The organism is Streptomyces sp. NPDC013187 (assembly GCF_042899705.1).
Taxonomy (GTDB): Bacteria; Actinomycetota; Actinomycetes; order Streptomycetales; family Streptomycetaceae; genus Streptomyces; species Streptomyces hawaiiensis_A.
Genome location: NZ_JBIBAF010000007.1, coordinates 27590 through 50005 on the forward strand (window position 1 = coordinate 27590; position 22416 = coordinate 50005).

A 22416-nucleotide genomic window follows, 5' to 3' on the forward strand; every position below is an offset into this window, starting at 1 on the left:
TCCCCACCCGAAGTCCGAAGGAAACCAACGTGTCTCCTCTCCGCCCGCGCACGGCGCTGCTGAGTACGGCGGTCGTGGCCGCCCTGCTGACCGGCGCGTTCACCAGTGGCTCCGCGCAGGCCGTGACCGGCAGCCCGAGCACCGACGGGACTCTCACCTTCACCGCCCGACTCGACATCGGCTCCGGCGAACGAGCCTGCTCCGGCGTGCTCGTGGACCCCCGCTGGGTGCTGACCGCCGCGAGCTGCTTCGCCGACAACCCGCAGCAGAGCTTCCAGATCCGCGCGGGCAAGCCCGCGAAGACCACCACCGCCACCATCGGCCGCACCGACCTGACCAGCACCGCCGGCCAGGTCCGCCAAGTCGTGGAGCTCGTGCCGCGCACCGACCGCGATGTCGTCCTGGCCCGGCTCGCCACGCCGGTCACCAGCGTCACACCGGCAGCGGTCGGCACCACCATGCCCACCACGGGCGAGACCCTCACCGTCCCGGGGTTCGGCCGCACCAAGGCGGAGTGGTCCCCGCTGAAGCTGCACGCCGGTGCCTTCACGGCCGGCGCGATGGCGACCGAGACCCTCGATCTGGCCGGCAAGGACGGCGTCGCCGTCTGCGCTGGTGACACCGGCGGCCCGGCTCTGCGCGCCCGGAGCGGCGGAGCCGGCGGCTACGAGGTCGTGGCCATCTCCAGCAGGTCCTGGCAGGGCGGCTGCTTCGGCCAGGACCCGGACGAGACCCGTACCGGCGCGGTCAGCACCCGCGTGGACAACCTGCGCTCGTGGCTGGACGCCACCATGCAGGCCGCTCCCGTCACCGACTTCAACTGCGACGGCGTCCGCGACACCGCCGTCGCCGACCCCGACGCGGCCGTCGGCGGCGACGCGGGCGCGGGACTGGTCCGCGTCGTGCAGGGCGGCGGCAAGGGCACCGCCGAGATCACCCAGGACCTCGAGGCGGTGCCGGGCGGCTCGGAGGCGAAGGACCACTTCGGCACGACGCTCGCCACCTTCGACCACAACCTCGACGGCTGCACCGACCTCGTCGTCGGCGCCCCGTCCGAAGACCTGGGATCGGCCGCTGACGCCGGCATGGTCAACGTCCTCTACGGTGCGCCAGCGGGGCTGACCACCGGCAAGGCGGCCGTCAGCCTGGAGCAGGGCTCGGGCAGCGGTGCCCTGGCGGCGATGGCGTCCGAGTCCGGCGACCAGTTCGGCGCCGCCCTAGCCGCAGGCACCACGCTCGCCGGTGAGCCGTACCTGGCCGTCGGCGCGCCCGGCGAGGACGCCGCCGGGGGCGCGACCGACGCGGGCGGGGTCATCTATGTGCGCGGCACCGGCACCACCAACGTCCTGATCCACCAGGACAAGTCGGGCGTACCGGGCGCCTTGGAGAAGGGCGACAAGTTCGGCTCCACCATCGCCGGTTCGCCGCAGCATCTCGTGGTGGGCGCCCCGGGCGAGGCCATCGGCACGCTGGCCGCCGCCGGCGGTGTCTCCCTGTTCAGCCACACGCTCAACGCCGACAAGCTGCCGACCGGCGTGACCGGTCTGGACCAGGACCTCGACACCGTCGAGGGCGGCGCGGAGGCCGACGACCGGTTCGGCGCGTCACTGGCCCTGGTGCAGTACCGGGCGGGCGCCTCCGCGAACGGCGCCGAGTCGCTCCTGGCCGTCGGATCCCCTGGGGAGGACGGCGCCCAGGCCGCCGACGCGGGCCGCGTCGACACCTTCCGTCTCACGGCCTCCGGGTTCACTCAGGTCTCCGGCATCTACCAGGGCGCCTCCGGTGTCCCGGGCGCCACCGAGGCCAATGACAACTTCGCCCAGTCCCTGTCGGCCGTGAACACCGCCCCGGGCGCGGTCAGCACCGCGCAGAACACCCTGCTCGCGGTGGGTGTGCCCGGCGAGGACAGCACCGGCGCGACCGACGGCGGCACGGTCTACACCTTCAGCCTGACCAACGGCGCCTTCATCAACACGGTGTACCCGGGCAAGTTCGGCATCCCCGGTGCCTTGGGCAACGGGCAGAAGGTGGGCACCGCTGTGCACGCCACCGGTGCCGAGCTCTACCTCGGTCTGCCCCACGGGCCCGTCTCGTACGGCTCCGCGCACGCCGTGCCGTGGGGCAACGTCCTCAGCGGCGGCACCCAGCCGGTCACGACGTTCCAGCCGGGCACGGGCGGCCTGCCAGCGGCCGGTGAGACGTTCGGCTCCGTGATCCGCTGACGCGCCGAAGTCCCGGCTGCACCACGGCCGGTCCCGCGGCAGCTCCCAGCCGTCGCCGGACCGGCCGTTCACCCCCTCTCCTTCGTCTGAAAGCACACACCCATGCGTCGCTTACTGCTGCCCGCGCTCGCCGCCCTCACCGTGGCCGGCGCCGCCGCCCTCTCCACCACCGCGTCGACGGCTCCGGCCGCCCAGGGGGCCCGCACGACACAGGAAGTGCAGGCCGGTGCCACGAAGGCCACCCACAAGTACGGCCCCCACGCCCGTCAGACCCTCGACGCCCATTGGAACGCGAGCAGCTCCGGGCCAAAGCCCGCGCTGATTCTCATCCACGGCGGCTACTGGTACCACCAGACCGACTGGTCCTCCTCGGCCGAGCGCTTCGCCGCCGAGGGGTTCCAGGTGTTCGCCATCAGGTACCGGCTCAACTTCGAGGCCGCCTGGCCGGCCCAGCGCGACGACGTCGCCGACGCCGTCACCTGGATCCGTTCGCACGCCGCCGACTTCGACGTCGACCCCGACCGTGTACTGCTCCTCGGCTCCTCGGCCGGCGGCCAGCTCGCCACCGACGCGGCGACGCACGGCGCGGGCGCCCTGCGCCTCAAGGGCGTGGTCGCCCTCTCGCCCGTCGCCTCGCCTTACCGGGCGTGGAACGACGGCAACACCTCCACCGACGCCAAGAAGCGCAAACTACGCGACAACTCGGCCATCCTCGCCCGCTGTTACCCCGACTCCGACGACACTGCGACCACGCTCCACCCCTCCTGCTGGGACACCTGGCGCAGCATGGTCTCCAAGAACTGGGTCGATCCGGCCGACGCTCCGATGTACCTGATCCATTCAGAGGACGACTTCGTGCCGCCGGTGCACTCCACCGACCTGAAGGCCACGGCCGAGGACAAGGGAGTACCCAGCGGCCGGATCCAGACGCACGTCGTCGCCGGGTCCGCGCACGGCGGATCGCTGCTGAGCGAGCCGGGCGTGTACGACCGCATCGTCGCCTGGCTGAAGAGCAAGGCATAAGGAAGAGCAAGGCATAAGGAAGAAAAAGGCAGAAGAGCGGAAGCGAGCGCTCGCCCGCGTCGCCCGCACCCCCTCCGGCGGCGGACCGCGTGCCGTCCTCGCGCCGTGATCGGCGCCAGGACGGCCCCCAGGTCACTTCGCGTAGATCGCCTCGATCTCGTGCGCGTAGTCCTTCGCCACCACGTTCCGCTTCAGCTTCAGCGACGGCGTCAGGTGGCCCGACTCCTCCGTGAACTGGGAGTTCAGAATGCGGAACTTCCGCACCGATTCCGCCTTCGACACCGCGGCGTTGCCGTCGTCGATCGCCGCCTGGATCGCGGCCAGCAGGTCCGGGTCCTCGCTCAGCGACGCCGCGGTGGCACCCGCCGGCTTGCCGTGGTCGGAGCACCAACGGCCCAGGAACTCCTCGTCGATGGTGATCAGCGCGCCCACGAACGGCCGCCCGTCGCCCACCACCATGCACTCCGCGACCAGCGCGTGCGCCCGGATGCGGTCCTCGATCACGGCCGGGGCGACGTTCTTGCCGCCCGCGGTGACGATGATCTCCTTCTTGCGGCCGGTGATCCTGAGGTAGCCGTCCTCGTCGAGGGTGCCGATGTCACCGGTGTGGAACCAGCCGTCAGCCAGCGCCTCGGCGGTCGCGCCGGGGTTGTTCCAGTACTCCTTGAACAGGTGCTCGCCGTGCAGCAGCACCTCGCCGTCGTCGGCGATGCGCACCACCGAGCCGGGCAGCGGCTGGCCGACCGTGCCGATCTTCTGCCGGTCCCACGGGTTGAACGCGGTCGCCGCGCAGGACTCGGTCAGGCCGTAGCCCTCCAGCACCGTGAAGCCGATGCCGCGGAAGAAGTGGCCCAGGCGCTCGCCGAGCGGGGCGCCGCCGGAGATGGCGTACTCGCCCCGGCCGCCGAGGACCGCGCGGAGTTTGCTGTAGACGAGCTTGTCGAACGTCTTGTACTTGATCTTCAGGCCTAGCGACGGGCCCGAGGGGGTGTCCAGCGCCTTGCTGTACGCGATGGCGGTGTCGGCGGCCTTGTCGAAGATCTTGCCCTTGCCGTCGGCCTGGGCCTTGGCGCGCGCCGAGTTGTAGACCTTCTCGAAGACGCGCGGCACACCGAGGATCAGCGTCGGACGGAACGCGGCCAGCTCGTCGGTGAGGTCCTTGATGTCCGGGACCGTGCCCAGCTTGATCGGCGCCATCATGGGCGCGATCTGCACCAGCCGGCCGAAGACGTGCGCGAGCGGCAGGAAGAGCAGCACCGAGCACTCGCCGGTGCGGAACAGCGGACGCAGCCGCTCGACGATGTTGCCGCACTCGGCGAAGAAGCTGCGGTGGGTGAGCACACAGCCCTTGGGCCGGCCGGTGGTGCCGGACGTGTAGACGATGGTCGCCGGGTCGTCGGCCTTGGCGAACGAGCCGCGCTCCTCGACCGTCTCGTCGGTGACGTCCTGGCCGAGCCGGCCCAGCTCGTCGACACCGCCGCCGTCGATCTGCCACACGTGCTTGAGCTCCGGCAGCCGGTCGCGCACCGACTCGATCGCGGCCGCGTGGGCGTCCGACTCCACGACACAGGCGGTCGCGCCCGAGTCGCCGAGGATCCACTGCACCTGCTCCGCCGAACTGGTCTCGTACACCGGCACGGTCACCGCGCCCGCGCTCCAGATCGCGAAGTCCAGCAGCGTCCACTCGTAACGGGTGCGGGACATCAGGCCCACCCGGTCGCCCGGCTGGACCCCGGCGGCGATCAGCCCCTTCGCGGCCGCGTGCACCTCGGCGAGGAACGCGGTGGCCGTGACGTCCTGCCAGCTGCCGCCGACCTTGCGGGCGATGACGGCGACATCCGGGTGCTGCGCGGCGTTTCTGCGGACGATGTCGGTCAGATTTCCGTCCGCAGGGACCTCGTACAAAGCCGGAAGGCTGAACTCGCGCAAGACTGCTGCTCCTCATAGGGCGCCGGCGCCACGACGGTGTGTGCTGCGACGGTGCGGTCCAAGGCTCGGGGAAGTGCTCGCGCATTCACTTGTTGAAATGCAGAGCACGACTGGACTGGCCGGACGTTACCCGCCGGTATGGCTTCCACGACAGGGGGTCCCGTCGAGATGTTCGCTGCGTCACACAGTTGGGTATTCCATTGCGCACAGTAGTCCACCCGCTAACTGACTGGCCAGTAACCGCAGGTAGGACCGCCACTGTTCACAACCGCAGCGCTCGACCTACGCTTGATCGTCATGGCACCCACACCAGCCCGAAACCACCGGACGCGCGTACACGTGGTCAGCGACGTGCACGGCAACGCCCGCGACCTGGCCAGGGCCGGCGAGGGCGCCGACGCCCTGATCTGCCTGGGCGACCTCGTCCTCTTCCTCGACTACGCCGACCACTCGCGCGGCATCTTCCCCGACCTGTTCGGCGTCGAGAACGCCGACCGCATCGTCGCGCTGCGCACCGCCCGCCGCTTCGAGGAGGCGCGGGTGTTCGGGGCCGGGCTGTGGGCCGGTCTCCAGGGCGACCGCGCCACGGTGATCGAGAAGGCGGTGCGCAAGCAGTACGCCGAGCTGTTCACCGCCTTCCCCACTCCCACGTACGCCACCTACGGCAACGTCGACATGCCGACCCTGTGGCGGGAGTACGCGGGCCCCGGCACGACCGTCCTCGACGGGGAGCGCGTCGAGATCGGCGGCCGGGTCTTCGGCTTCGTCGGCGGCGGCCTGCGCACGCCGATGCGGACGCCGTACGAGATCAGCGACGAGGAGTACGCCGCGAAGATCGAGGCCGTGGGCGAGGTCGACGTGCTCTGCACCCACATCCCGCCCGAGGTCCCCGAACTGGTCTACGACACCGTCGCCCGACGCTTCGAACGCGGCAGCCGGGCCCTGCTGGACGCCATCCGCCGCACCCGTCCCCGCTACTCCCTCTTCGGGCACGTCCACCAGCCGCTGGTGCGAAGGATGCGGATCGGGGCCACCGAGTGCGTGAACGTGGGGCACTTCGCGGGCACCGGGACGCCCTGGGCACTGGAGTGGTGAGGACGCCCCAGGTCGGGTGAGATCCGCGGGTCCCGCGCGCGGTAGCCTTCACGCTGCACGCACGTGCGCACGACCTCATAACCGGCCCGTATCTGGAGGAGCCACGGCGATGGCGGAACACACCAGCTCGAGCATCACCATCGAGGCGGCCCCGGCCGACGTCATGGCGGTCATCGCCGATTTCGCCCGCTACCCGGACTGGACCGGCGAGGTGAAGGAGGCGGAGGTCCTCAAGACCGACGACCAGGGCCGCGCCGAGCAGGTCCGCCTCGTCATGGACGCGGGCGCGATCAAGGACGACCAGGTCCTCGGATACACCTGGACCGGCGAGAACGAGGTGTCCTGGACGCTGGTGAAGTCCCAGATGCTGCGTTCCCTGGACGGCTCGTACATCCTCAAGCCCGCCGGGGCGGGCGGCACGGAGGTCACGTACCTGCTGACCGTGGACGTCAAGATCCCCATGCTCGGCATGATCAAGCGCAAGGCGGAGAAGGTCATCATCGACCGGGCGCTGGCGGGGCTGAAGAAGCGGGTCGAATCCGCCTGATCGCACGGCACCGCCGGGGCACCCGCGCATGGTTCGGCGCGGGCACACCGTGATCGCAGGCGCTCGCGCGGCGGAGCCGCATGGTCAACACAGCACCGCGCCCCTTCGGGGCGTCTGGGTTAGCGTTCCTTCCCATGCGCACCATCCTGATCATGGGCCCCGGCGGCAGCGGGCGCACCACACTCGCCGCTGCCACCGCGCTCACCGCCGCCCGCGAGGGCAGCCGCACCCTCGTCCTCGGCACCGACCGCACTGACACCCTCGGTGCCGCCCTCGGAGTCCCGACCGGCCCCGCCCCGGCCGAGGCCGCCCCGCGTCTCACCGCCTGGCGCCCCGACGCCGCCCAGGACTTCCGCAGGGACCTGGTCGCCCTCCAGGACCGTGCCTCCTCCGCACTGGACCTCCTCGGCGCCTCCCGCCTCGACCCCGAGGAGCTCACCCCCTTGCCCGGGGCCGAGGAACTCGCCCTGCTGCGCGCCCTGCGCGACGCCGCGCTGTCGGAGAAGTACGACACCCTCGTCGTCGACCTCCCCCCGGCCCCGCAGGCCCTCGCCCTGCTCGCCCTGCCCGAGGAACTCCGCCGCTACCTGCGCCGTCTCCTCCCGCCCGAACGGCAGGCCGCCCGTGCCCTGCGCCCCGTGCTGGGCCGCCTCGCCGGCGTCCCCATGCCCGCCGAGTGGCTCTACGAGGCGGCGGCCCGCTGGGACCTGGAACTCGCCGCCGTCGAAGCGGTCGTCGCCGACCGCGGCACCGTCGTACGGCTGGTCGCCGAGCCCGGCCCGGCCGGCGCCGACGCGCTGCGCACCGCCCGCCTCGGCCTCGCCCTGCGCGGGCTGCGCACCGACGTCGTGGTCGCCAACCGCGTCCTGCCCGAGGCGTCCCCGGACACCTGGCTCGCCGGCCCGGTCGCCCAGCAGCGCAAGACGCTGGAGGAGTGGCGGGAGGCCTACGACGTCCGCACCGTCGCCCACCTCGGGCGCGACCCGCGCGGCACCGACGACCTCACCGCCCTCGCCGTGCCCGGCACCGGGCAGGCCGCCCCCGCCATGGACTGGCCCGTGACCGACCGGCTCGGCGAGGACGGCGTGCTCGTCTGGCGCATCCCGCTGCCCGGCGCCATACGCGAGGAACTCGACCTCGTCCGGCGCGGCGACGAACTCGCCGTCACGGTGGGGCGGTTCCGCCGGATCGTCCCGCTGCCCTCCGCGCTGCGCCGCTGCACCGTCGACGGGGCCGCCCTGCGCGAGGGCGAACTGCGGATCCGCTTCGCGCCCGACCCGAAGCTGTGGCCGCAGAGCCCCTGAGCCAGCGGTGTCGAACGGGGGGGGACAGTGGCCGGCACGGCCCGTGAACCCGGTACGCCCGTTCGGGTAACGTCGTAAGGACGAACCGTAGTCAGGAGTCCGTGATGAGCGAAGATCTCCCTCCGTCCGGCGACGCCCGGGAAGGGGCCGGGGACGACGTTCGGGCGACCGACGCCGACGCCTGGGCGACCGCGTGCGCCGAGGACCTCCAGGCGGAGAAGGCCCGCCGCCGCGCCGAGTACGGCACGCCCCCCGGTTCCGCGGCCGAGGAACTGAAGAAACTCGTCGACGCCGTCGCCGAGAAGCTGTCCGGCGTCCAGTCCCCGCTGCTCGGCGCGGTCGCGGGACCCGCCGCCCAGCAGGTCGTACGACAGGTCGTGCAGCAGGCCAAGGACGCCGTGGAACCCGTCATCGAGCGCAACCCGGACGTCTTCGACCACCTGGCCGCGGCCGGGAACGAACTGCTCGCCGCCTACCGCTCCGCCGTCCAGGCCCAGGAAGGGCGCTGGACCGGCCGCGACGACCAGCACGACCCCCGTGACCGGGGCGAACGCCGGGACGGCGGCGACGACGCCGGCCCCGGGGAGCGCATCGACCTGGACTGAGTCCCCGGGCCCGGCCGAGAGGCGGCCCCGGCACGGCGTCCCGGGGTGCCCAGCGTGCGGACGACAGCGAACCCGGCGGCATGCCTCGGGTACCGTTGGCCGTAGCGGGGCTCGACCGAAACTGAGGGATTCATGGGACTCACCATCGGCGTCGACATCGGCGGCACGAAGATCGCGGCCGGCGTGGTCGATGAGGACGGCAACATCCTCTCGACCCACAAGGTGCCGACCCCGGGCACGGCTGAGGGCATCGTGGACGCCATCGCTTCGGCGGTGGAGGGCGCACGCGTCGGTCACGACATCGTCGGCGTGGGCATCGGTGCCGCCGGCTACGTGAACCGGCAGCGCTCCGAGGTCTACTTCGCGCCCAACATCCACTGGCGCAACGAGCCGCTCAAGGACAAGGTCGAGGCCCGCGTGGGCCTCCCGGTGGTCGTGGAGAACGACGCGAACGCCGCGGCGTGGGGCGAGTACAAGTTCGGTGCCGGCAAGGGCCACCGCAACGTCATCTGCATCACCCTCGGCACCGGCCTCGGCGGCGGCATCATCATCGGCAACAAGCTGCGCCGGGGGCACTTCGGCGTCGCCGCCGAGTTCGGCCACATCCGCATGGTGCCGGACGGCCTGCTGTGCGGCTGCGGCTCGCAGGGCTGCTGGGAGCAGTACGCCTCCGGCCGCGCCCTCGTCCGGTACGCCAAGCAGCGCGCCAACGCCACCCCCGAGAACGCCGAGACCCTGCTCGGCCTCGGCAACGGCACGCCCGAGGGCATCGAGGGCAAGCACATCTCCATGGCCGCCCGCCAGGGCGACCGGGTCGCCGTCGACTCCTACCGCGAACTCGCCCGCTGGGTCGGTGCGGGCCTCGCAGACCTGGCCTCCCTCTTCGACCCCTCCGCGTTCATCGTCGGCGGCGGCCTCTCCGACGAGGGCGAACTGGTCCTGGGCCCGATCCGCAAGTCGTACAAGCGCTGGCTGGTCGGCGGCAACTGGCGCCCGGTGGCCGAGGTCCGCGCGGCGGAACTGGGCAACAAGGCGGGTCTGGTAGGGGCGGCCGACCTGGCCCGCGAGCCCGACCCGATCATGTAAACACCTCTCTTCTTCTCTTGAGGGCGCGGGGAACCGCGCGACGAGCCACGAAGCACCGGCACTCGCGCACGATCCCCGCGCCCCGCCCCGCTGGGCGTAAATTGATCACATGCCGCTGCTCCCCAACTCCCGTACGGAACCCGATGGTTCCGCGGTCATCAGGGTCCTCAGCTACAACATCCGCTCCATGCGCGACGACACCGACGCCCTGGCCCGCGTCATCAAGGCCTGCGCACCCGACCTCGTCCTCGTCCAGGAAGCCCCCCGCTTCTTCCGCTGGCGCAAGAAACTCGCCCGCCTGGCCCTCGCCTCCGACCTGGTCATCGTCACCGGCGGCGCCACCACCACAGGACCGGCGATCCTCAGCTCGCTCCGGGCGAGCGTCGAACGCACCGAGGACATCCTCCTGCCCCCCACCCCCGGCCTGCACCGCCGCGGCTTCGCCACCGCGGTCGTCCGCTTCGCCGGCGCCCGCCTCGGCGTCCTCAGCTGCCACCTCTCCCTGCAGAAGGACGAGCGCTACGAGCAGTCCGGCATGCTCCTGGACCGGCTCGCCGGCCTGGGAGTGCAGCACGCGATCGCCGGCGGCGACCTCAACGAACGCCCCGAGGGCCCGGCCTTCCGCCGACTGGCCGACGGCCTGACCGACTGCCGGGCCGCGGTCCCCTGGGGCGGCGAGCACACCTGGACACCCGCCGACCCCTACCAGCGCATCGACGCGATCTTCGCGACGAAGGGCATCGGGGTGCTGGGCTGCGGCGTGCCCTCCGAGCACCCGGGGGTGTCCGACGCGGACCTGAGGGCGGCCACCGACCACCTCCCGGTCCTGGCCGCCCTCAGAATCCCGGCTTCCTAGACGACCGCGCCCCGCCCGGGGTCGTCGTCCTCCTCGTCGTCCGTGCGCATCCGCACCACCAGCGTCGCGAACCCGCCGAGGAACCCGCCGATCCCCAGCGTGGCCAGCCACCAGGTCATGTCCCAGCCGAGGAGCACGGCCAGCAGGAGCAGCACCGGCCCGCCGAGCACGCCGAGCCAGGCGAACTTGGCGGTCGGGTCGCCGGTGGGCAGCGGGGGCGGCTCCGGGGGCACGAAGTGGCCCTCGTCGTCCTCGTCGAAGTCGTCCTCGGCGGGCTCGGGTGTGGTGTAGTCACGCGGGCCGACGCCGGGCGCGAAGGAGACAGAGCCGCCCAGGGGCTTCCCGGGCTCCTCCCCGGGCCCGGACCCCTCGGCCTGCTCCGACTCGACCGGCTTCACGGCGTCCCCGGACTTCACGGCCGTGTCGCCCCGGTCGCCGTCCAGCACGGCGTCGTTGGTCCCGGTCGCCGGCAGAGCCAGGTCCTCGATGGACTTGAACGGCTTGGCGCCCGGCGGGTCCGGCGGCTCCTCGCCGTACCCGGCGACGATCGCCGCCCAGGCGGCCTCCTCGTCGAAGGGGACGCCCTTGTCGTCCGGCTCCCGGCCTTCCCGGTCGGAGTCGTGCTCAGCCACCTGCGGTCGTCCCTTCCTTGCCGAGCCCGGGCTCCTTGCCGAGGCCGGACGCGATGCGGCCGATGAACGCGAGGCTCTCCTCGTGGATCCGGTCCGCGTCATGGTCCAACGTGGCGACGTGGTAGCTCTGTTCCAGGATGACCTCTTTCACGTCCGTCGACGAGATACGGCTGAGGATCCGGGCGGAGTCGACGGGCGGCACCACATGGTCCTGCGGGCTGCGCAGCAGCAGCACCGGCTGGGTGACCTGCGGCAGCTCGCGGTCGGTGGCCTGGAAGAACTGCCGCAGCGAGTGCGCCGCGTGCAGCGGCACCCGGTCGTAGCCGAGCTCCCTGCCGTCCGGCTTGGCGATGTCGCTGGCGATGCCCTTCGTCGCGGGGACGAGGTGGCGCACCACCGGGAGGGCGTGCGCGGCCAGGCCGTGCACCTTGTTCGCGGGGTTGACGACCATGACACCGCGGACGGCGTCGCCGTGCTTCGCGGCCAGCCGCAGGGCCAGCGCCCCGCCCATCGACAGACCGGCCACGAAGACCGTCTCGCGGCGCTCGCACAGCAGGCGCAGCGCGCGGTCCACCTCCGCGTACCAGTCCTGCCAGCCGGTGATCCGCAGGTCCTCCCAGCGCGTGCCGTGGCCGGGCAGCAGCGGCAGGGAGACGGTCATGCCGTGCTCGGCGAGGTGCTCCGCCCAGGGGCGCAGCGACTGCGGTGATCCGGTGAAGCCGTGGCAGAGGAGGACGGCGACCTCTCCGCCCTCGTGGTGAAACGGCTCGGCTCCGGCAAGGACCGGCACCTTCGGCCTCCTGGTCGGTGAGAAGGGACTGGCACGATCACGGAATGTCACGGAACGTCATGGAAGGGGTCGCACGGCGTTCGCGGGACCTTCACCGTACGCGACCGCACTGACACCGACCAGGGCCGTCGGCGCCTTTGACAGCGCTCCGGGTTAAGGTCTGATCGACACATACAGGAGGCACTCGGTTGTTGTACGGCGCGATGAAGGTCACCATCGGGGGTCCGCTGAAGCTCGCCTTCAGACCCTGGGTGGAGGGCCTGGAGAACGTACCCGCCGAGGGCGCTGCGATCCTGGCGAGCAATCACCTGTCGTTCTCCGACTCCTTCTTCCTGCCCGCCGTCCTCGACCGCAAGGTCACCTTCATCGCGAAGGCGGAGTACTTCACCACGCCCGGTGTGAAGGGCCGGATGACGGCCGCCTTCTTCAAGGGGGTCGGGCAGCTCCCCGTGGACCGCTCCGGTGCGCGCGGCGCGGGCGAGGCCGCCATCAAGAGCGGCATAGAGGTGCTGGAGCGCGGTGAGCTGTTCGGGATCTATCCCGAGGGCACGCGCTCGCCCGACGGGCGGCTCTACCGCGGGAAGCCGGGCGGCCTCGCGCGCGTGGCGCTCGCCACCGGCGCGCCCGTCCTCCCCGTCGCCATGATCGACACGGAGAAGATCCAGCCGCCCGGGAAGGTCATGCCGAAGCTGATGCGGCCCGGCATCCGGATCGGCAAGCCCCTGGACTTCAGCCGCTACCAGGGCATGGAGCACGACCGGTTCGTGCTGCGCGCCGTGACCGACGAGGTCATGTACGAGATCATGAACCTCTCCGGCCAGGAATACGTCGACATGTACGCCACGGCCATGAAGCGGCAGCTCACGGACGCGGCGAAGGCGGAGAAGGAAGCCGAGAAGGCCGCCAAGGCCGCCCTCGCACGGGCCGAGAAGGAACAGGCCGAGAAGGAGAAGGCCGAGAGGGAACAGGCCGCGAAGGAACAGGCCGGGAAGCAGAAGCAGGCGGAACAGCAGGCGGAACAGCGGCGGACCGAGCCCTAGCCGGGGCTTCGGTCGGGGGGGCGGGGGAGATGGCCAAGCGCGAGCGCGTCATGAGGATGTCGGTCGAGCAGCCGCTGTGGCGTGCGCTCACCGGCTACCGGGTGCTCACGATGCTGTACGCGGTCGGCCTGTTCGCCACCGCCTACGAGGAGTTCACCCGGCCCTGGATCGCCGTCGCCTACTACGCCGTCCTGTGCGGCTGGACCCTGGCCACCCTGCCCCGGGTCGCGAACGCGGCCCGCTGCACCAAGCGGTTCCTCGCCGCCGACCTCACCATCGCCCTCACCGGCATCCTCCTCACCCCCGTCGCCGACGCGCACGAGCGGGTGCAGTCGGGCGGCCCGACCCTGCCCTCGATATGGACCGCCGGCGCCGTCCTCGCCTTCGCCATCAAGGGCGGCTGGCGCTGGGCGGCCCTCGCCTCCGGCCTGGTGGCCGTCGCCAACCTGGTCGAGCGCGGCAGCCCGGCCCGCGACACCGTCCACAACGTCATCCTGGTCTGCATCGCATCCGTCGCCATCGGCTACGTCGTCGAGGTCGCCCGCGCCTCCGAGCGCACCCTCGCCCGCGCCCTGGAGATCGAGGCCGCCACGCGCGAGCGCGAGCGTCTGGCCCGGGACATCCACGACAGCGTGCTCCAGGTGCTGGCGATGGTGCAGCGCCGCGGGGCCGTGATCGGGGGAGAGGCGGCCGAGCTGGGCCGGATGGCCGGTGAGCAGGAGGTCGCGCTGCGCACCCTGGTGTCCGGTGGCCTCGTCCCCGTCTCCCGCGTGTCGGAGGACGCCGCGCAGGGCGCGGTCGTACGAGCCGTCGACGAGGAGCCCGAGGAGAGCGGACCCGTCGATCTGCGCGCCCTGCTCGCGCCGTACGCGGGCGCCCTGGTCAGCCTCGCCGAGCCCGGCGCGCCCGTGCCGCTGGCGCCGGTCGCGGCCCGGGAGGTGGCCGCCGCCGTCGGGGCCGCCCTGGACAACGTCCGCCGGCATGCCGGTCAGGACGCGCGCGCGTGGATCCTGGTCGAGGACGAGCCGGACGAGGTGATCGTCACCGTACGGGACGAGGGGCCCGGCATCCCGGAGGGGCGGCTCGACCAGGCCGAGGGCGAGGGGCGGCTCGGGGTCGCCCTGTCGATCCGCGGCCGGCTGCGCGACCTCGGCGGCAGCGCCGAGGTGATCTCGGTGCCGGGCCAGGGCACGGAGGTCGAGCTGAAGGTACCGAAGGACGTGACGAACACACGGGGGAAGGCGGAGCAGCGATGACGGAGACCACCGGAGACCGGCAGGGCCCGATCAAGGTCATGGTCGTCGACGACCACCCCATGTGGCGCGACGCGGTCGCCCGCGACCTGGCCGAGTCGGGCTTCGAGGTGGTCGCCACCGCGGGCGACGGCGACCAGGCCGTACGCCGCGCCAAGGCCGCCGCACCCGACGTCCTCGTGCTCGACCTCAATCTGCCCGCCAAGCCCGGCGTGCAGGTCTGCAAGGAGGTCGTCGCCGCGAACCCCGCCCTGCGGGTGCTCGTGCTGTCCGCGAGCGGCGAGCACGCCGACGTCCTGGAGGCCGTGAAGTCCGGGGCGACCGGCTATCTGCTGAAGTCCGCCTCCACCGGGGAACTGCAGGACGCGGTCCGCCGCACGGCCGTCGGCGACCCCGTCTTCACCCCCGGCCTCGCCGGACTGGTCCTCGGCGAGTACCGCCGCCTGGCCTCCGAACCCGCCCCCGCCGCCGGCACCGACGAACCCAAGGCACCCCGGCTCACCGACCGCGAGACCGAGGTGCTGCGCCTGGTCGCCAAGGGCCTGAGCTACAAGCAGATCGCCGAACGCCTGGTCATCTCCCACCGCACGGTGCAGAACCACGTCCAGAACACCCTCGGCAAGCTTCAGCTGCACAACCGCGTGGAGCTCGTCAGGTACGCGATAGAACGCGGCCTCGACGACGAGTGAGGCGCACGTCACACTGACCCTTCGTCAGGTACCTGCGGCGAAGGGACTGTTCCATGCGCGTCGGAGTACTGACCGGAGGCGGCGACTGCCCCGGCCTCAACGCCGTCATCCGGGCCGTCGTCCGCAAGGGCGTGCAGGAGTACGGCTATGACTTCACCGGCTTCCGGGACGGCTGGCGAGGACCTCTGGAAGGCGACAGCTTCCGTCTCGACATCCCCGCGGTGCGCGGCATCCTGCCCCGGGGCGGCACGATTCTCGGCTCCTCGCGGACCAACCCGCTGAAGGTGGAGAACGGCATCCGCCGGATCAAGGAGACACTCGCCGGACTGGAGGTGGAGGCGCTCCTCGTGATCGGCGGCGAGGACACCCTGGGCGTGGCCGCCCGACTGTCCGACGAGCACGGCGTGCCCTGCGTGGGCGTACCCAAGACGATCGACAACGACCTGTCCGCCACCGACTACACCTTCGGTTTCGACACCGCCGTCGGCATCGCGACCGAGGCCATCGACCGGCTGCACACCACGGCCGAGTCCCACATGCGGGTCCTGGTCGTAGAGGTGATGGGCCGGCACGCCGGCTGGATCGCCCTCCACTCCGGCCTGGCCGGCGGCGCCAACGTCATCCTCATCCCCGAGCAGCGCTTCGACGTCGAGCAGGTGTGCACCTGGGTGACCTCCCGCTTCCGGGCGTCGTACGCGCCGATCGTGGTGGTCGCCGAGGGGGCGATGCCGAAGGACGGCGACATGGTCCTCAAGGACCAGTCCCTGGACTCCTTCGGACACGTCCGGCTGTCCGGGGTGGGCGAGTGGCTGGCCAAGGAGATCGAGAAGCGCACGGGCAAGGAGGCGCGCACGACGGTCCTGGGGCACGTCCAGCGCGGCGGCACCCCCAGCGCCTTCGACCGCTGGCTCGCCACCCGCTTCGGCCTGCACGCCATCGACTGCGTCCGAGACCGCGACTTCGGCCGGATGGTCGCCCTGCGCGGCACCGACATCGTCCGCGTCCCCCTCGCCGACGCCACCGCCCGCCTGAAGACCGTCGACCCCGCGCTGTACGAGGAGGTCGGGGTGTTCTTCGGCTGACGGCCGGGTCCTCGTGCCGGTCGGGGTGTTCCTGGGCTGACGGCCGGGTCCTCGTGCCGGTCGGGGTGTTCTTCGGCTGACGGCCCCGGCCCCCGTGCCGGTCGGGGCCGAGCCGGCCCCGACCGGGCCCGTGCTACACCGAGGGCGCGCCCGTCTCCCGCAGCCGCCCCACCAGCTCCCGCACCACCGCCGCGCCGTTCAGCGTCAGCACCGACTCGGGATGGAACTGCACCCCGGCGAACCCGGGCGCGCGCAGGGCGTGCACCTCACCGTCGGCGGCGCGCGAGACCTCGACCCCGTGGGCCGACAGCTCGGCCGCCGCCGCGTCGTCACAGCGCGCCACGAAGCTGTTGTAGAACCCGACGGTCTCCCGCCGCCCGAACAGCTCGATCTCCGTCTGCGCCCCCTGGAAGGGCACGTCCTTGCGCACGATGTCCAGTCCCAGTTCGGCCGCGATCAGCTCGTGCCCGAGGCAGACACCCAGCACGCCCTGCCGTTCGCCCCTGATCACCTCGGCGGTGAGGGAGCGCAGGAACCGCATCTTCGGATCCGCCAGGTCGGACGGGTTCCCCGGCCCGGGACCCAGCACCACCGGACCCTCGTGCCCGAGCACCGCCTCCCGCAGCCCCGGCTCGTCGTACCGCCGTACGCTCACCTCCAGGCCGTTCGCGCGCAGCAGGTGCGCGAGCATCGCCGTGAAGGTGTCCTCACCGTCGACGACCAGGGCGTGCCCCGCCGGCTCCGGCGAGCGCTCCTGCATCCGCAGCCAGAAGGGCGCGAGCGAGGCCCGGCGTCCGTCCAGCGCGGCCCGCACGCGCGGGTCGTCGGCGAGGCACGGTCGGGTGTGCCCGGCACGCGGCCGGGACGGTCCCACGCCCAGGGCCGCCAGCACACCCGCCGCCTTGGCGTGCGTCTCGGCCACCTCGCCCGCCGGGTCCGAGCCGCGCACGAGAGTCGCGCCGACCGGCACCCTGAGCCGCCCGCCCGCGTCGATGTCGGCGGTGCGGATCAGGATGGGGGAGTCGAGGGTCTGGACCCCGCCCGCGTCCCGGCCGATCAGGGCCAGGGCGCCCGCGTAGTACCCCCGCCCCCCGCTCTCGTGCCGCTCGATCACCCGGCAGGCGTTCTGCACCGGCGAGCCGGTGACGGTCGCCGCGAACATGGTCTCCTTCAGCACCTCGCGCACGTCCAGCGTGGACCTGCCGCGCAGCTCGTACTCGGTGTGCGCGAGGTGCGCCATCTCCTTCAGCCGGGGGCCGACGACCACTCCACCCATGTCGCCGACGGTGCACATCATCTTGAGCTCCTCGTCGACGACCATCGACAGCTCCTCGATCTCCTTGCCGTCGGCGAGGAAGTCCAGCAGGTGCTCCGGCGTCGGCCCCTCGGCGGGGTAGCGGTAGGTGCCGCTGATCGGGTTCATGACGACCGTGCCGCCGGACATCCGGACGTGCACCTCGGGGCTGGCCCCGACCAGCGTGCGGTCCCCGGTGTGCACGACGAACGTCCAGTACGCCCCCCGCTCGCCTTCCAGCAGCCGCCGGAACAGCGCCAGCGCGTCGGCCCGGCCGAAGCCGGGGATCTCGCCCTCGTAGGTCCGCCGGATCACGAAGTTCGCGCCCTCGCCGCGCCCGATCTCCTCGCGCAGCACGCGCCCGACGATCTCGCCGTACTCCTCGTCGGCGACGTCGAAGCCGCCGCCCTCGACGCGCACGTCGTGCGCCGGGAGCTGCTGAAGGGCGTCAATCAGCGGGACGGCGTACGACTCCTCGGGGGTGAGTGCCAGCAGGGGCGTGCCGTCGTCGCGGACGTCGAAGCCGCGCTCACGGATCTGCCGGAAGGGCACCAGCGCGAGGCTCCGGTCGGGGAGGTCGGCGAGCCGGTCGTACGGGGCGACCGGGCCGATCAGGACCTCGACCAGATCGTGGTCGTGGCCCGGGGTGCGGCGGCGCAACAGGGCGAACGGACGGGAGTCGTCCGGCAAGCCGAGCAGGTTCATGGTCCGTGCTCCATCTCGGTGAGTCTCGGTGAGAGAGAGGAACGGACCCCGGGAAACACCGAAGGCCGCCCCTCGGGCGGCCTTCGCGAAGTCTTGAGTACGCGCAGTCAGCGGGCCGCCGGGTGAGCGGTCCACCACCAGGTCTGGATCGAGTGCGCGAACATGCGACGCACCCTACCCCATGTCCGAGGGGTGTTCGGGGTGTCTCACTTGCTGGGCATGGGTCAGAACGCCCGACACGACCCCGTAATGTTGGTGGCGTGACCGTGAACGCTAAGACCAGCGCGAGTGCTGGCAACACCTGGCGAGACCTGCCCGCGGCGCAGCAGCCCGAGTACCCCGACACCGAGGCTCTGCGCGCAGTCGTTGCGGACCTCGAGTCGTATCCGCCGCTCGTCTTCGCGGGCGAGTGCGACCAGCTGCGCGCCCGGATGGCGGCCGTCGCCAAGGGAGAGGCGTTCCTCCTCCAGGGCGGCGACTGCGCCGAGGCCTTCGACGCGGTGTCCGCCGACCACATCCGCAACAAGCTGAAGACGCTGCTCCAGATGGGCGCCGTGCTGACGTACGCCGCGTCCGTGCCGGTCGTGAAGGTCGGCCGGATCGCCGGGCAGTACTCCAAGCCGCGCTCCAAGCCGACCGAGACCCGCGACGGCGTGACGCTGCCGACCTACCGCGGCGACTCCGTCAACGGCTTCGACTTCACCGAAGAGGCCCGCGTCCCGGACCCCGAGCGGCTGAAGCGGATGTACCACGCGTCCGCCTCCACGCTGAACCTGGTGCGCGCCTTCACCACCGGCGGCTACGCCGACCTGCGCCAGGTGCACGCCTGGAACCAGGACTTCGTGAAGTCGTCCCCGTCGGGGCAGCGCTACGAGCAGCTGGCGCGTGAGATCGACAACGCGCTGAACTTCATGCACGCCTGCGGGACCGACCCGGAGGAGTTCAAGACGGTCGAGTTCTACGCCTCGCACGAGGCGCTGCTGCTCGACTACGAGTCCGCGCTGACCAGGGTCGACTCCCGCACCGGGCAGCTGTACGACGTCTCCGGGCACATGGTGTGGATCGGTGAGCGCACCCGGCAGCTCGACCACGCGCACATCGAGTTCGCCTCGAAGATCCGCAACCCGATCGGCATCAAGCTGGGGCCGACGACCACCGCCCAGGACGCGCTGCAGTACATCGAGCGCCTCGACCCCGAGCGGGAGCCGGGCCGGCTGACCTTCATCGTCCGCATGGGCGCCGACAAGGTCCGCGACAAGCTCCCCGAGCTGGTCGAGAAGGTCACCGCCTCCGGCGCGACCGTCGCCTGGGTGACCGACCCGATGCACGGCAACACCTTCGAGGCGGCCTCCGGGCACAAGACCCGCCGCTTCGACGACGTGCTCGACGAGGTCAAGGGCTTCTTCGAGGTCCACAAGGCCCTCGGCACCCACCCGGGCGGCATCCACGTGGAGCTCACCGGCGACGACGTCACGGAGTGCGTGGGCGGCGGCGACGAGATCTTCGTCGACGATCTGCACCAGCGCTACGAGACGGCCTGCGACCCGCGGCTCAACCGCAGCCAGTCGCTCGACCTGGCGTTCCTCGTGGCCGAGATGTACAGGGACCAGTAGCGGGTCCGCCTCTTACCTGGGGCACGGACTGGGGCGCGGATCACACGATCCGCGCCCCACTCCGCTTTTCCGCTTCCGACCCGACGGGTAAGGTTAGGTTAGCCTCACCGATCAACGGGGACGGCAGATCCGGGAACGACCCGTCGGGAGGTGGACCGCGTGTACGTCTGCAGTTGCTTCGGCATCACCGAGCAGCAGGTCAAGCAGCACGCGGACGGCGGCGCCTGCACCCCCCGCCAGATAGCCTCCGCCTGTAAGGCGGGCACCGACTGCGGGTCCTGCGTACGCCGCATCCAGGCGATCCTGGGCAGGGGATCCTGCCCCCGCCGCGACCTGGCCGACCGGGGCGAGCCGGTACTCACGGATCTGGAAGACGCGGCCTGACGACAGCCCTCAGCTCGGCTGCTCGATCTGCTGCGCGATGTACAACGCCTCACCGAGCTTGTCGATCAGCTCCAGCTGCGTGTCCAGGTAGTCGATGTGGTGCTCCTCGTCCGCCAGGATCGATTCGAAGAGGTTCGCGGACGTGACGTCGCCCTTGCTGCGCATCACCTCGATGCCGCGCCTGAGCCGGTCGATCGCCTCCACCTCGACCTGCCGGTCCGCCTGGAACATCTCGGTGACCGTCTGGCCGACCCGTACGTGGAATAGTCGCTGGTAGTTGGGCAGGCCGTCCAGCATGAGAATGCGTTCGGTGATCTTGTCCGCGTGCTTCATCTCGTCGATGGATTCTTCACGCGTGTACTTGGCGAGCTTGGTCCAGCCGTTGTTGTCCTGGATCCGGTAGTGCAGCCAGTACTGGTTGATCGCCGTCAGCTCGCCGGTCAACTGCTCGTTGAGGAATTCGAGGACCTCGGGGTCGCCCTGCATCGCAGAGGCTCCTTCCGCGCGGGGGAACTGGCAGGTTGCGCCGCATGATTCCACTGGTGAAGAAGATCGTCCAGTAAGTCTGCACTTAGTAAGTAAGGGCATGCTTAGTCGAGTTTGTTCCGTTTCGGAGTGGCCTGGGTCAGGGGCATCACCCGGGGTCTGTCAGGATGGAGTCATGGGTCAGCCGCTGGAACACGAATCGGGAGAAGGGCGCGATCCAGCAGGAGCGGCGCAGCCGGAGCTGCCCCCGGGCCAGCGGCTGCAACGCGGCTGGCCGGTCACGCACTACGGGCCCGTCCCCAAGTTCCGTCCCGAGCGCTGGGAGTTCCGCGTCTTCGGTGCCACCGCCGGCGGCGGCAAGCACTGCTGGACGCACGAGGAGTTCACGGCACTGCCCCACACCACCGTCGTGGCCGATCTGCACTGCGTCACGAAGTTCAGCATGCTGGGCGCGGAGTGGGGCGGCATCCCCGCCCGCACGGTCCTCGACCTCGCCCCGCCCGCGGACGACGTCACCCATGTGATGGTGTGGGCCGAGTACGGATTCAGCTCCAACCTCCGGCTGTCCGACTTCGCCGACGAGCAGGTCCTTTTCGCCACCCACAAGGACGGCGAGCTGCTCACCGCCGAGCACGGCTTCCCGCTGCGCCTGATCGTCCCCCACCTCTACGCCTGGAAGGGCCCCAAGTGGGTGCGCGGCGTGGAGTACATGACCGCCGACCGGCGGGGCTTCTGGGAGGAGCGCGGCTACCACAACATCGGCGACCCCTGGCAGGAACAGCGCTACTCCTACCAGGAGCTGCCCGGGGACGGGCCCGACCTCTGAGGACAGCCGTCGCGGAAGGACTCGGTCGTGGCCGGCGGGCTCAGCCGTCGCGCAGCTTCTTCAGCCGCTCCACGTCGGCCGCGTGCCCCTGCTTGCCGCCCGGCGTCTCGATGATCAGCGGCACGCCCGCGGTCGCGGGGTGCGTCATCAACGCCCGGAACGGATCCTCGCCGATGTGGCCCACGCCGATGTTCTCGTGCCGGTCCTTGTGCGCGCCCACGACGTCCTTGGAGTCGTTGGCGTGGATCAGCTTCAGCCGGCCCTCGCCGACCGTGTCCACCAGCAGGTCCAGCGTCTGGTGCATACCGCTCGGACCGGTCAGGTCGTGCCCGGCGGCGTAGATGTGGCAGGTGTCCAGGCACACGCCGAGCATCGGATGGGCGTCCAGCGCCTCGAAGTACGGGCCGAAGTCCCACGTCCGCGAGCACAGCGAGGCGCCCTGGCCGGCCGTCGACTCCAGCAGCAGGAACGGGTCGTCGTCGTGGGTCAGCTCGTCCAGCAGCGGCAGCAGATGCTCCCGTACCTGCTTCAGCGCCACCGCCCGCTCCCGGCCGCCGGTCGCGCTGCCGGTGTGCACGACCACGCCCAGCGCCCCGATCTCCCGCCCGCGCCGCAGTGAGTGCCGCAGCGACTCCACCGACCGCTCCACGGTCGCCTCGGTGTGCGAACCGAAGTTGATCAGGTAGGGGGCGTGCACGTACGCCGGGATCGACCCGTCCGCGCACGCCGCGCGGAACGCCTCGTCCTGCTTGGGGTTTCCGGTCGGAGTGGCCCAGCCGCGCGGGTTGGCGACGAAGACCTGGACGGCCTCCGCCTCCAGATCACGGGCGTACGACAGGCCGACGGAGTGGAGCCCACCGGCCACGGGGACGTGGCCGCCCACGGGGTTGCGGGAGGGGCCGGACAGCTGACTGTTCACCCGTTCAGGGTGTCATGCGTCCGGCCCTGCTCCGTC

22 protein-coding genes are annotated in these 22416 nt (G+C 71.5%); 15 read left to right on the forward strand and 7 right to left on the reverse strand.

Annotation, left to right across the window (positions count from 1 at the left end; translation table 11 throughout):
- Positions 1-29 precede the first annotated feature (29 nt).
- Together ACFY5B_RS15775 and ACFY5B_RS15780 are read left to right on the forward strand one after the other, a co-directional pair.
- Positions 30-2222 carry a S1 family peptidase gene (locus ACFY5B_RS15775; protein WP_389969258.1) on the forward strand — a complete coding sequence of 731 codons (2193 nt, stop codon included), beginning with the start codon at positions 30-32 and terminating at the stop codon, positions 2220-2222.
- A 102-nt stretch (positions 2223-2324) separates the two neighbouring features.
- Entirely contained in the window at positions 2325-3245 is a 921-nt protein-coding gene (locus ACFY5B_RS15780) for an alpha/beta hydrolase (protein ID WP_389969260.1), read from the forward strand.
- 132 nt (positions 3246-3377) lie between these two features.
- Here ACFY5B_RS15780 and ACFY5B_RS15785 read toward each other — a convergent pair whose 3' ends face one another.
- Complete coding sequence (locus ACFY5B_RS15785; RefSeq protein ID WP_389969262.1) at positions 3378-5174, reverse strand: AMP-dependent synthetase/ligase; 1797 nt, start codon at positions 5172-5174, stop codon at positions 3378-3380.
- A gap of 297 nt (positions 5175-5471) precedes the next feature.
- Between ACFY5B_RS15785 and ACFY5B_RS15790 the strand changes: the two genes are divergently transcribed.
- The 6 genes from ACFY5B_RS15790 to ACFY5B_RS15815 all read left to right on the forward strand — a co-directional run bounded on the left by ACFY5B_RS15790 (position 5472) and on the right by ACFY5B_RS15815 (position 10667).
- Positions 5472-6269, forward strand: coding sequence for a metallophosphoesterase (locus tag ACFY5B_RS15790; RefSeq protein ID WP_389969264.1), 798 nt, complete (start codon positions 5472-5474; stop codon positions 6267-6269).
- 109 nt (positions 6270-6378) lie between these two features.
- Positions 6379-6816 carry an SRPBCC family protein gene (locus ACFY5B_RS15795; RefSeq protein ID WP_389969266.1) on the forward strand — a complete coding sequence of 146 codons (438 nt, stop codon included), beginning with the start codon at positions 6379-6381 and terminating at the stop codon, positions 6814-6816.
- Positions 6817-6950: 134 nt separating this feature from the next.
- Positions 6951-8120, forward strand: coding sequence for an ArsA family ATPase (locus tag ACFY5B_RS15800; protein WP_389969268.1), 1170 nt, complete (start codon positions 6951-6953; stop codon positions 8118-8120).
- A 104-nt stretch (positions 8121-8224) separates the two neighbouring features.
- On the forward strand, positions 8225-8725 hold the full coding sequence (locus tag ACFY5B_RS15805; protein ID WP_389969270.1) for a DUF5304 domain-containing protein: 501 nt from the start codon (positions 8225-8227) through the stop codon (positions 8723-8725).
- Positions 8726-8857: 132 nt separating this feature from the next.
- Positions 8858-9811, forward strand: a complete 954-nt coding sequence (locus ACFY5B_RS15810; RefSeq protein ID WP_361943350.1) for an ROK family glucokinase — start codon at positions 8858-8860, stop codon at positions 9809-9811.
- A gap of 109 nt (positions 9812-9920) precedes the next feature.
- Entirely contained in the window at positions 9921-10667 is a 747-nt protein-coding gene (locus ACFY5B_RS15815) for an endonuclease/exonuclease/phosphatase family protein (RefSeq protein WP_389969272.1), read from the forward strand.
- Here ACFY5B_RS15815 and ACFY5B_RS15820 read toward each other — a convergent pair.
- Complete coding sequence (locus ACFY5B_RS15820; RefSeq protein ID WP_389969274.1) at positions 10664-11299, reverse strand: hypothetical protein; 636 nt, start codon at positions 11297-11299, stop codon at positions 10664-10666. The two genes, ACFY5B_RS15815 and ACFY5B_RS15820, sit on opposite strands and share 4 nt — an antisense overlap.
- Positions 11292-12089, reverse strand: a complete 798-nt coding sequence (locus ACFY5B_RS15825; RefSeq protein WP_389969276.1) for an alpha/beta hydrolase — start codon at positions 12087-12089, stop codon at positions 11292-11294. Before ACFY5B_RS15825 ends, ACFY5B_RS15820 begins: the two co-directional genes overlap by 8 nt.
- 203 nt (positions 12090-12292) lie before the next feature.
- Here ACFY5B_RS15825 and ACFY5B_RS15830 point away from each other — a divergent pair, with 203 nt between their 5' ends.
- The 4 genes from ACFY5B_RS15830 to ACFY5B_RS15845 are packed head-to-tail and all read left to right on the forward strand — an operon-like array spanning position 12293 to position 16153.
- Positions 12293-13129 (forward strand): lysophospholipid acyltransferase family protein, encoded by an 837-nt coding sequence (locus ACFY5B_RS15830; RefSeq protein WP_389969924.1) that lies wholly within the window; start codon positions 12293-12295, stop codon positions 13127-13129.
- 29 nt (positions 13130-13158) lie between these two features.
- Positions 13159-14385, forward strand: a complete 1227-nt coding sequence (gene macS, locus ACFY5B_RS15835; RefSeq protein ID WP_389969278.1) for a MacS family sensor histidine kinase — start codon at positions 13159-13161, stop codon at positions 14383-14385.
- Positions 14382-15071: a response regulator gene (locus ACFY5B_RS15840; RefSeq protein WP_389969280.1), complete on the forward strand. Its 690-nt coding sequence runs from the start codon at positions 14382-14384 to the stop codon at positions 15069-15071. The genes macS and ACFY5B_RS15840 overlap by 4 nt, the downstream gene beginning before the upstream one ends.
- Before the next feature lie 53 nt (positions 15072-15124).
- On the forward strand, positions 15125-16153 hold the full coding sequence (locus ACFY5B_RS15845; protein ID WP_389969282.1) for a 6-phosphofructokinase: 1029 nt from the start codon (positions 15125-15127) through the stop codon (positions 16151-16153).
- Between the two features lie 133 nt (positions 16154-16286).
- Here ACFY5B_RS15845 and ACFY5B_RS15850 read toward each other — a convergent pair whose 3' ends face one another.
- Both ACFY5B_RS15850 and ACFY5B_RS15855 read right to left on the reverse strand, forming a co-directional pair.
- Positions 16287-18152, reverse strand: a complete 1866-nt coding sequence (locus tag ACFY5B_RS15850; protein ID WP_389969284.1) for an anthranilate synthase family protein — start codon at positions 18150-18152, stop codon at positions 16287-16289.
- 107 nt (positions 18153-18259) lie between these two features.
- Complete coding sequence (locus ACFY5B_RS15855) at positions 18260-18316, reverse strand: trp operon leader peptide (protein WP_078602827.1); 57 nt, start codon at positions 18314-18316, stop codon at positions 18260-18262.
- 96 nt (positions 18317-18412) lie between these two features.
- Between ACFY5B_RS15855 and ACFY5B_RS15860 the strand changes: the two genes are divergently transcribed.
- Both ACFY5B_RS15860 and ACFY5B_RS15865 read left to right on the forward strand, forming a co-directional pair.
- The gene (locus tag ACFY5B_RS15860) at positions 18413-19765 is read left to right on the forward strand and encodes a class II 3-deoxy-7-phosphoheptulonate synthase (protein ID WP_389969286.1); all 1353 of its coding nucleotides are present in this window, start codon (positions 18413-18415) and stop codon (positions 19763-19765) included.
- Between the two features lie 150 nt (positions 19766-19915).
- A complete protein-coding gene (locus ACFY5B_RS15865; protein WP_389969288.1) occupies positions 19916-20149 on the forward strand; it encodes a bacterioferritin-associated ferredoxin in 234 nt (77 codons plus the stop codon).
- Between the two features lie 9 nt (positions 20150-20158).
- On the opposite strand, the gene bfr is transcribed toward ACFY5B_RS15865, so the two are convergent.
- Positions 20159-20635: a bacterioferritin gene (gene bfr / locus ACFY5B_RS15870; RefSeq protein ID WP_389969290.1), complete on the reverse strand. Its 477-nt coding sequence runs from the start codon at positions 20633-20635 to the stop codon at positions 20159-20161.
- A 175-nt stretch (positions 20636-20810) separates the two neighbouring features.
- On the opposite strand from bfr, the gene ACFY5B_RS15875 reads away from it, so the two are divergent.
- The gene (locus ACFY5B_RS15875) at positions 20811-21461 is read left to right on the forward strand and encodes a sulfite oxidase-like oxidoreductase (RefSeq protein WP_389969292.1); all 651 of its coding nucleotides are present in this window, start codon (positions 20811-20813) and stop codon (positions 21459-21461) included.
- A 40-nt stretch (positions 21462-21501) separates the two neighbouring features.
- On the opposite strand, the gene ACFY5B_RS15880 is transcribed toward ACFY5B_RS15875, so the two are convergent.
- Positions 21502-22380 carry a deoxyribonuclease IV gene (locus ACFY5B_RS15880; protein ID WP_389969294.1) on the reverse strand — a complete coding sequence of 293 codons (879 nt, stop codon included), beginning with the start codon at positions 22378-22380 and terminating at the stop codon, positions 21502-21504.
- Positions 22381-22416 lie beyond the last annotated feature (36 nt).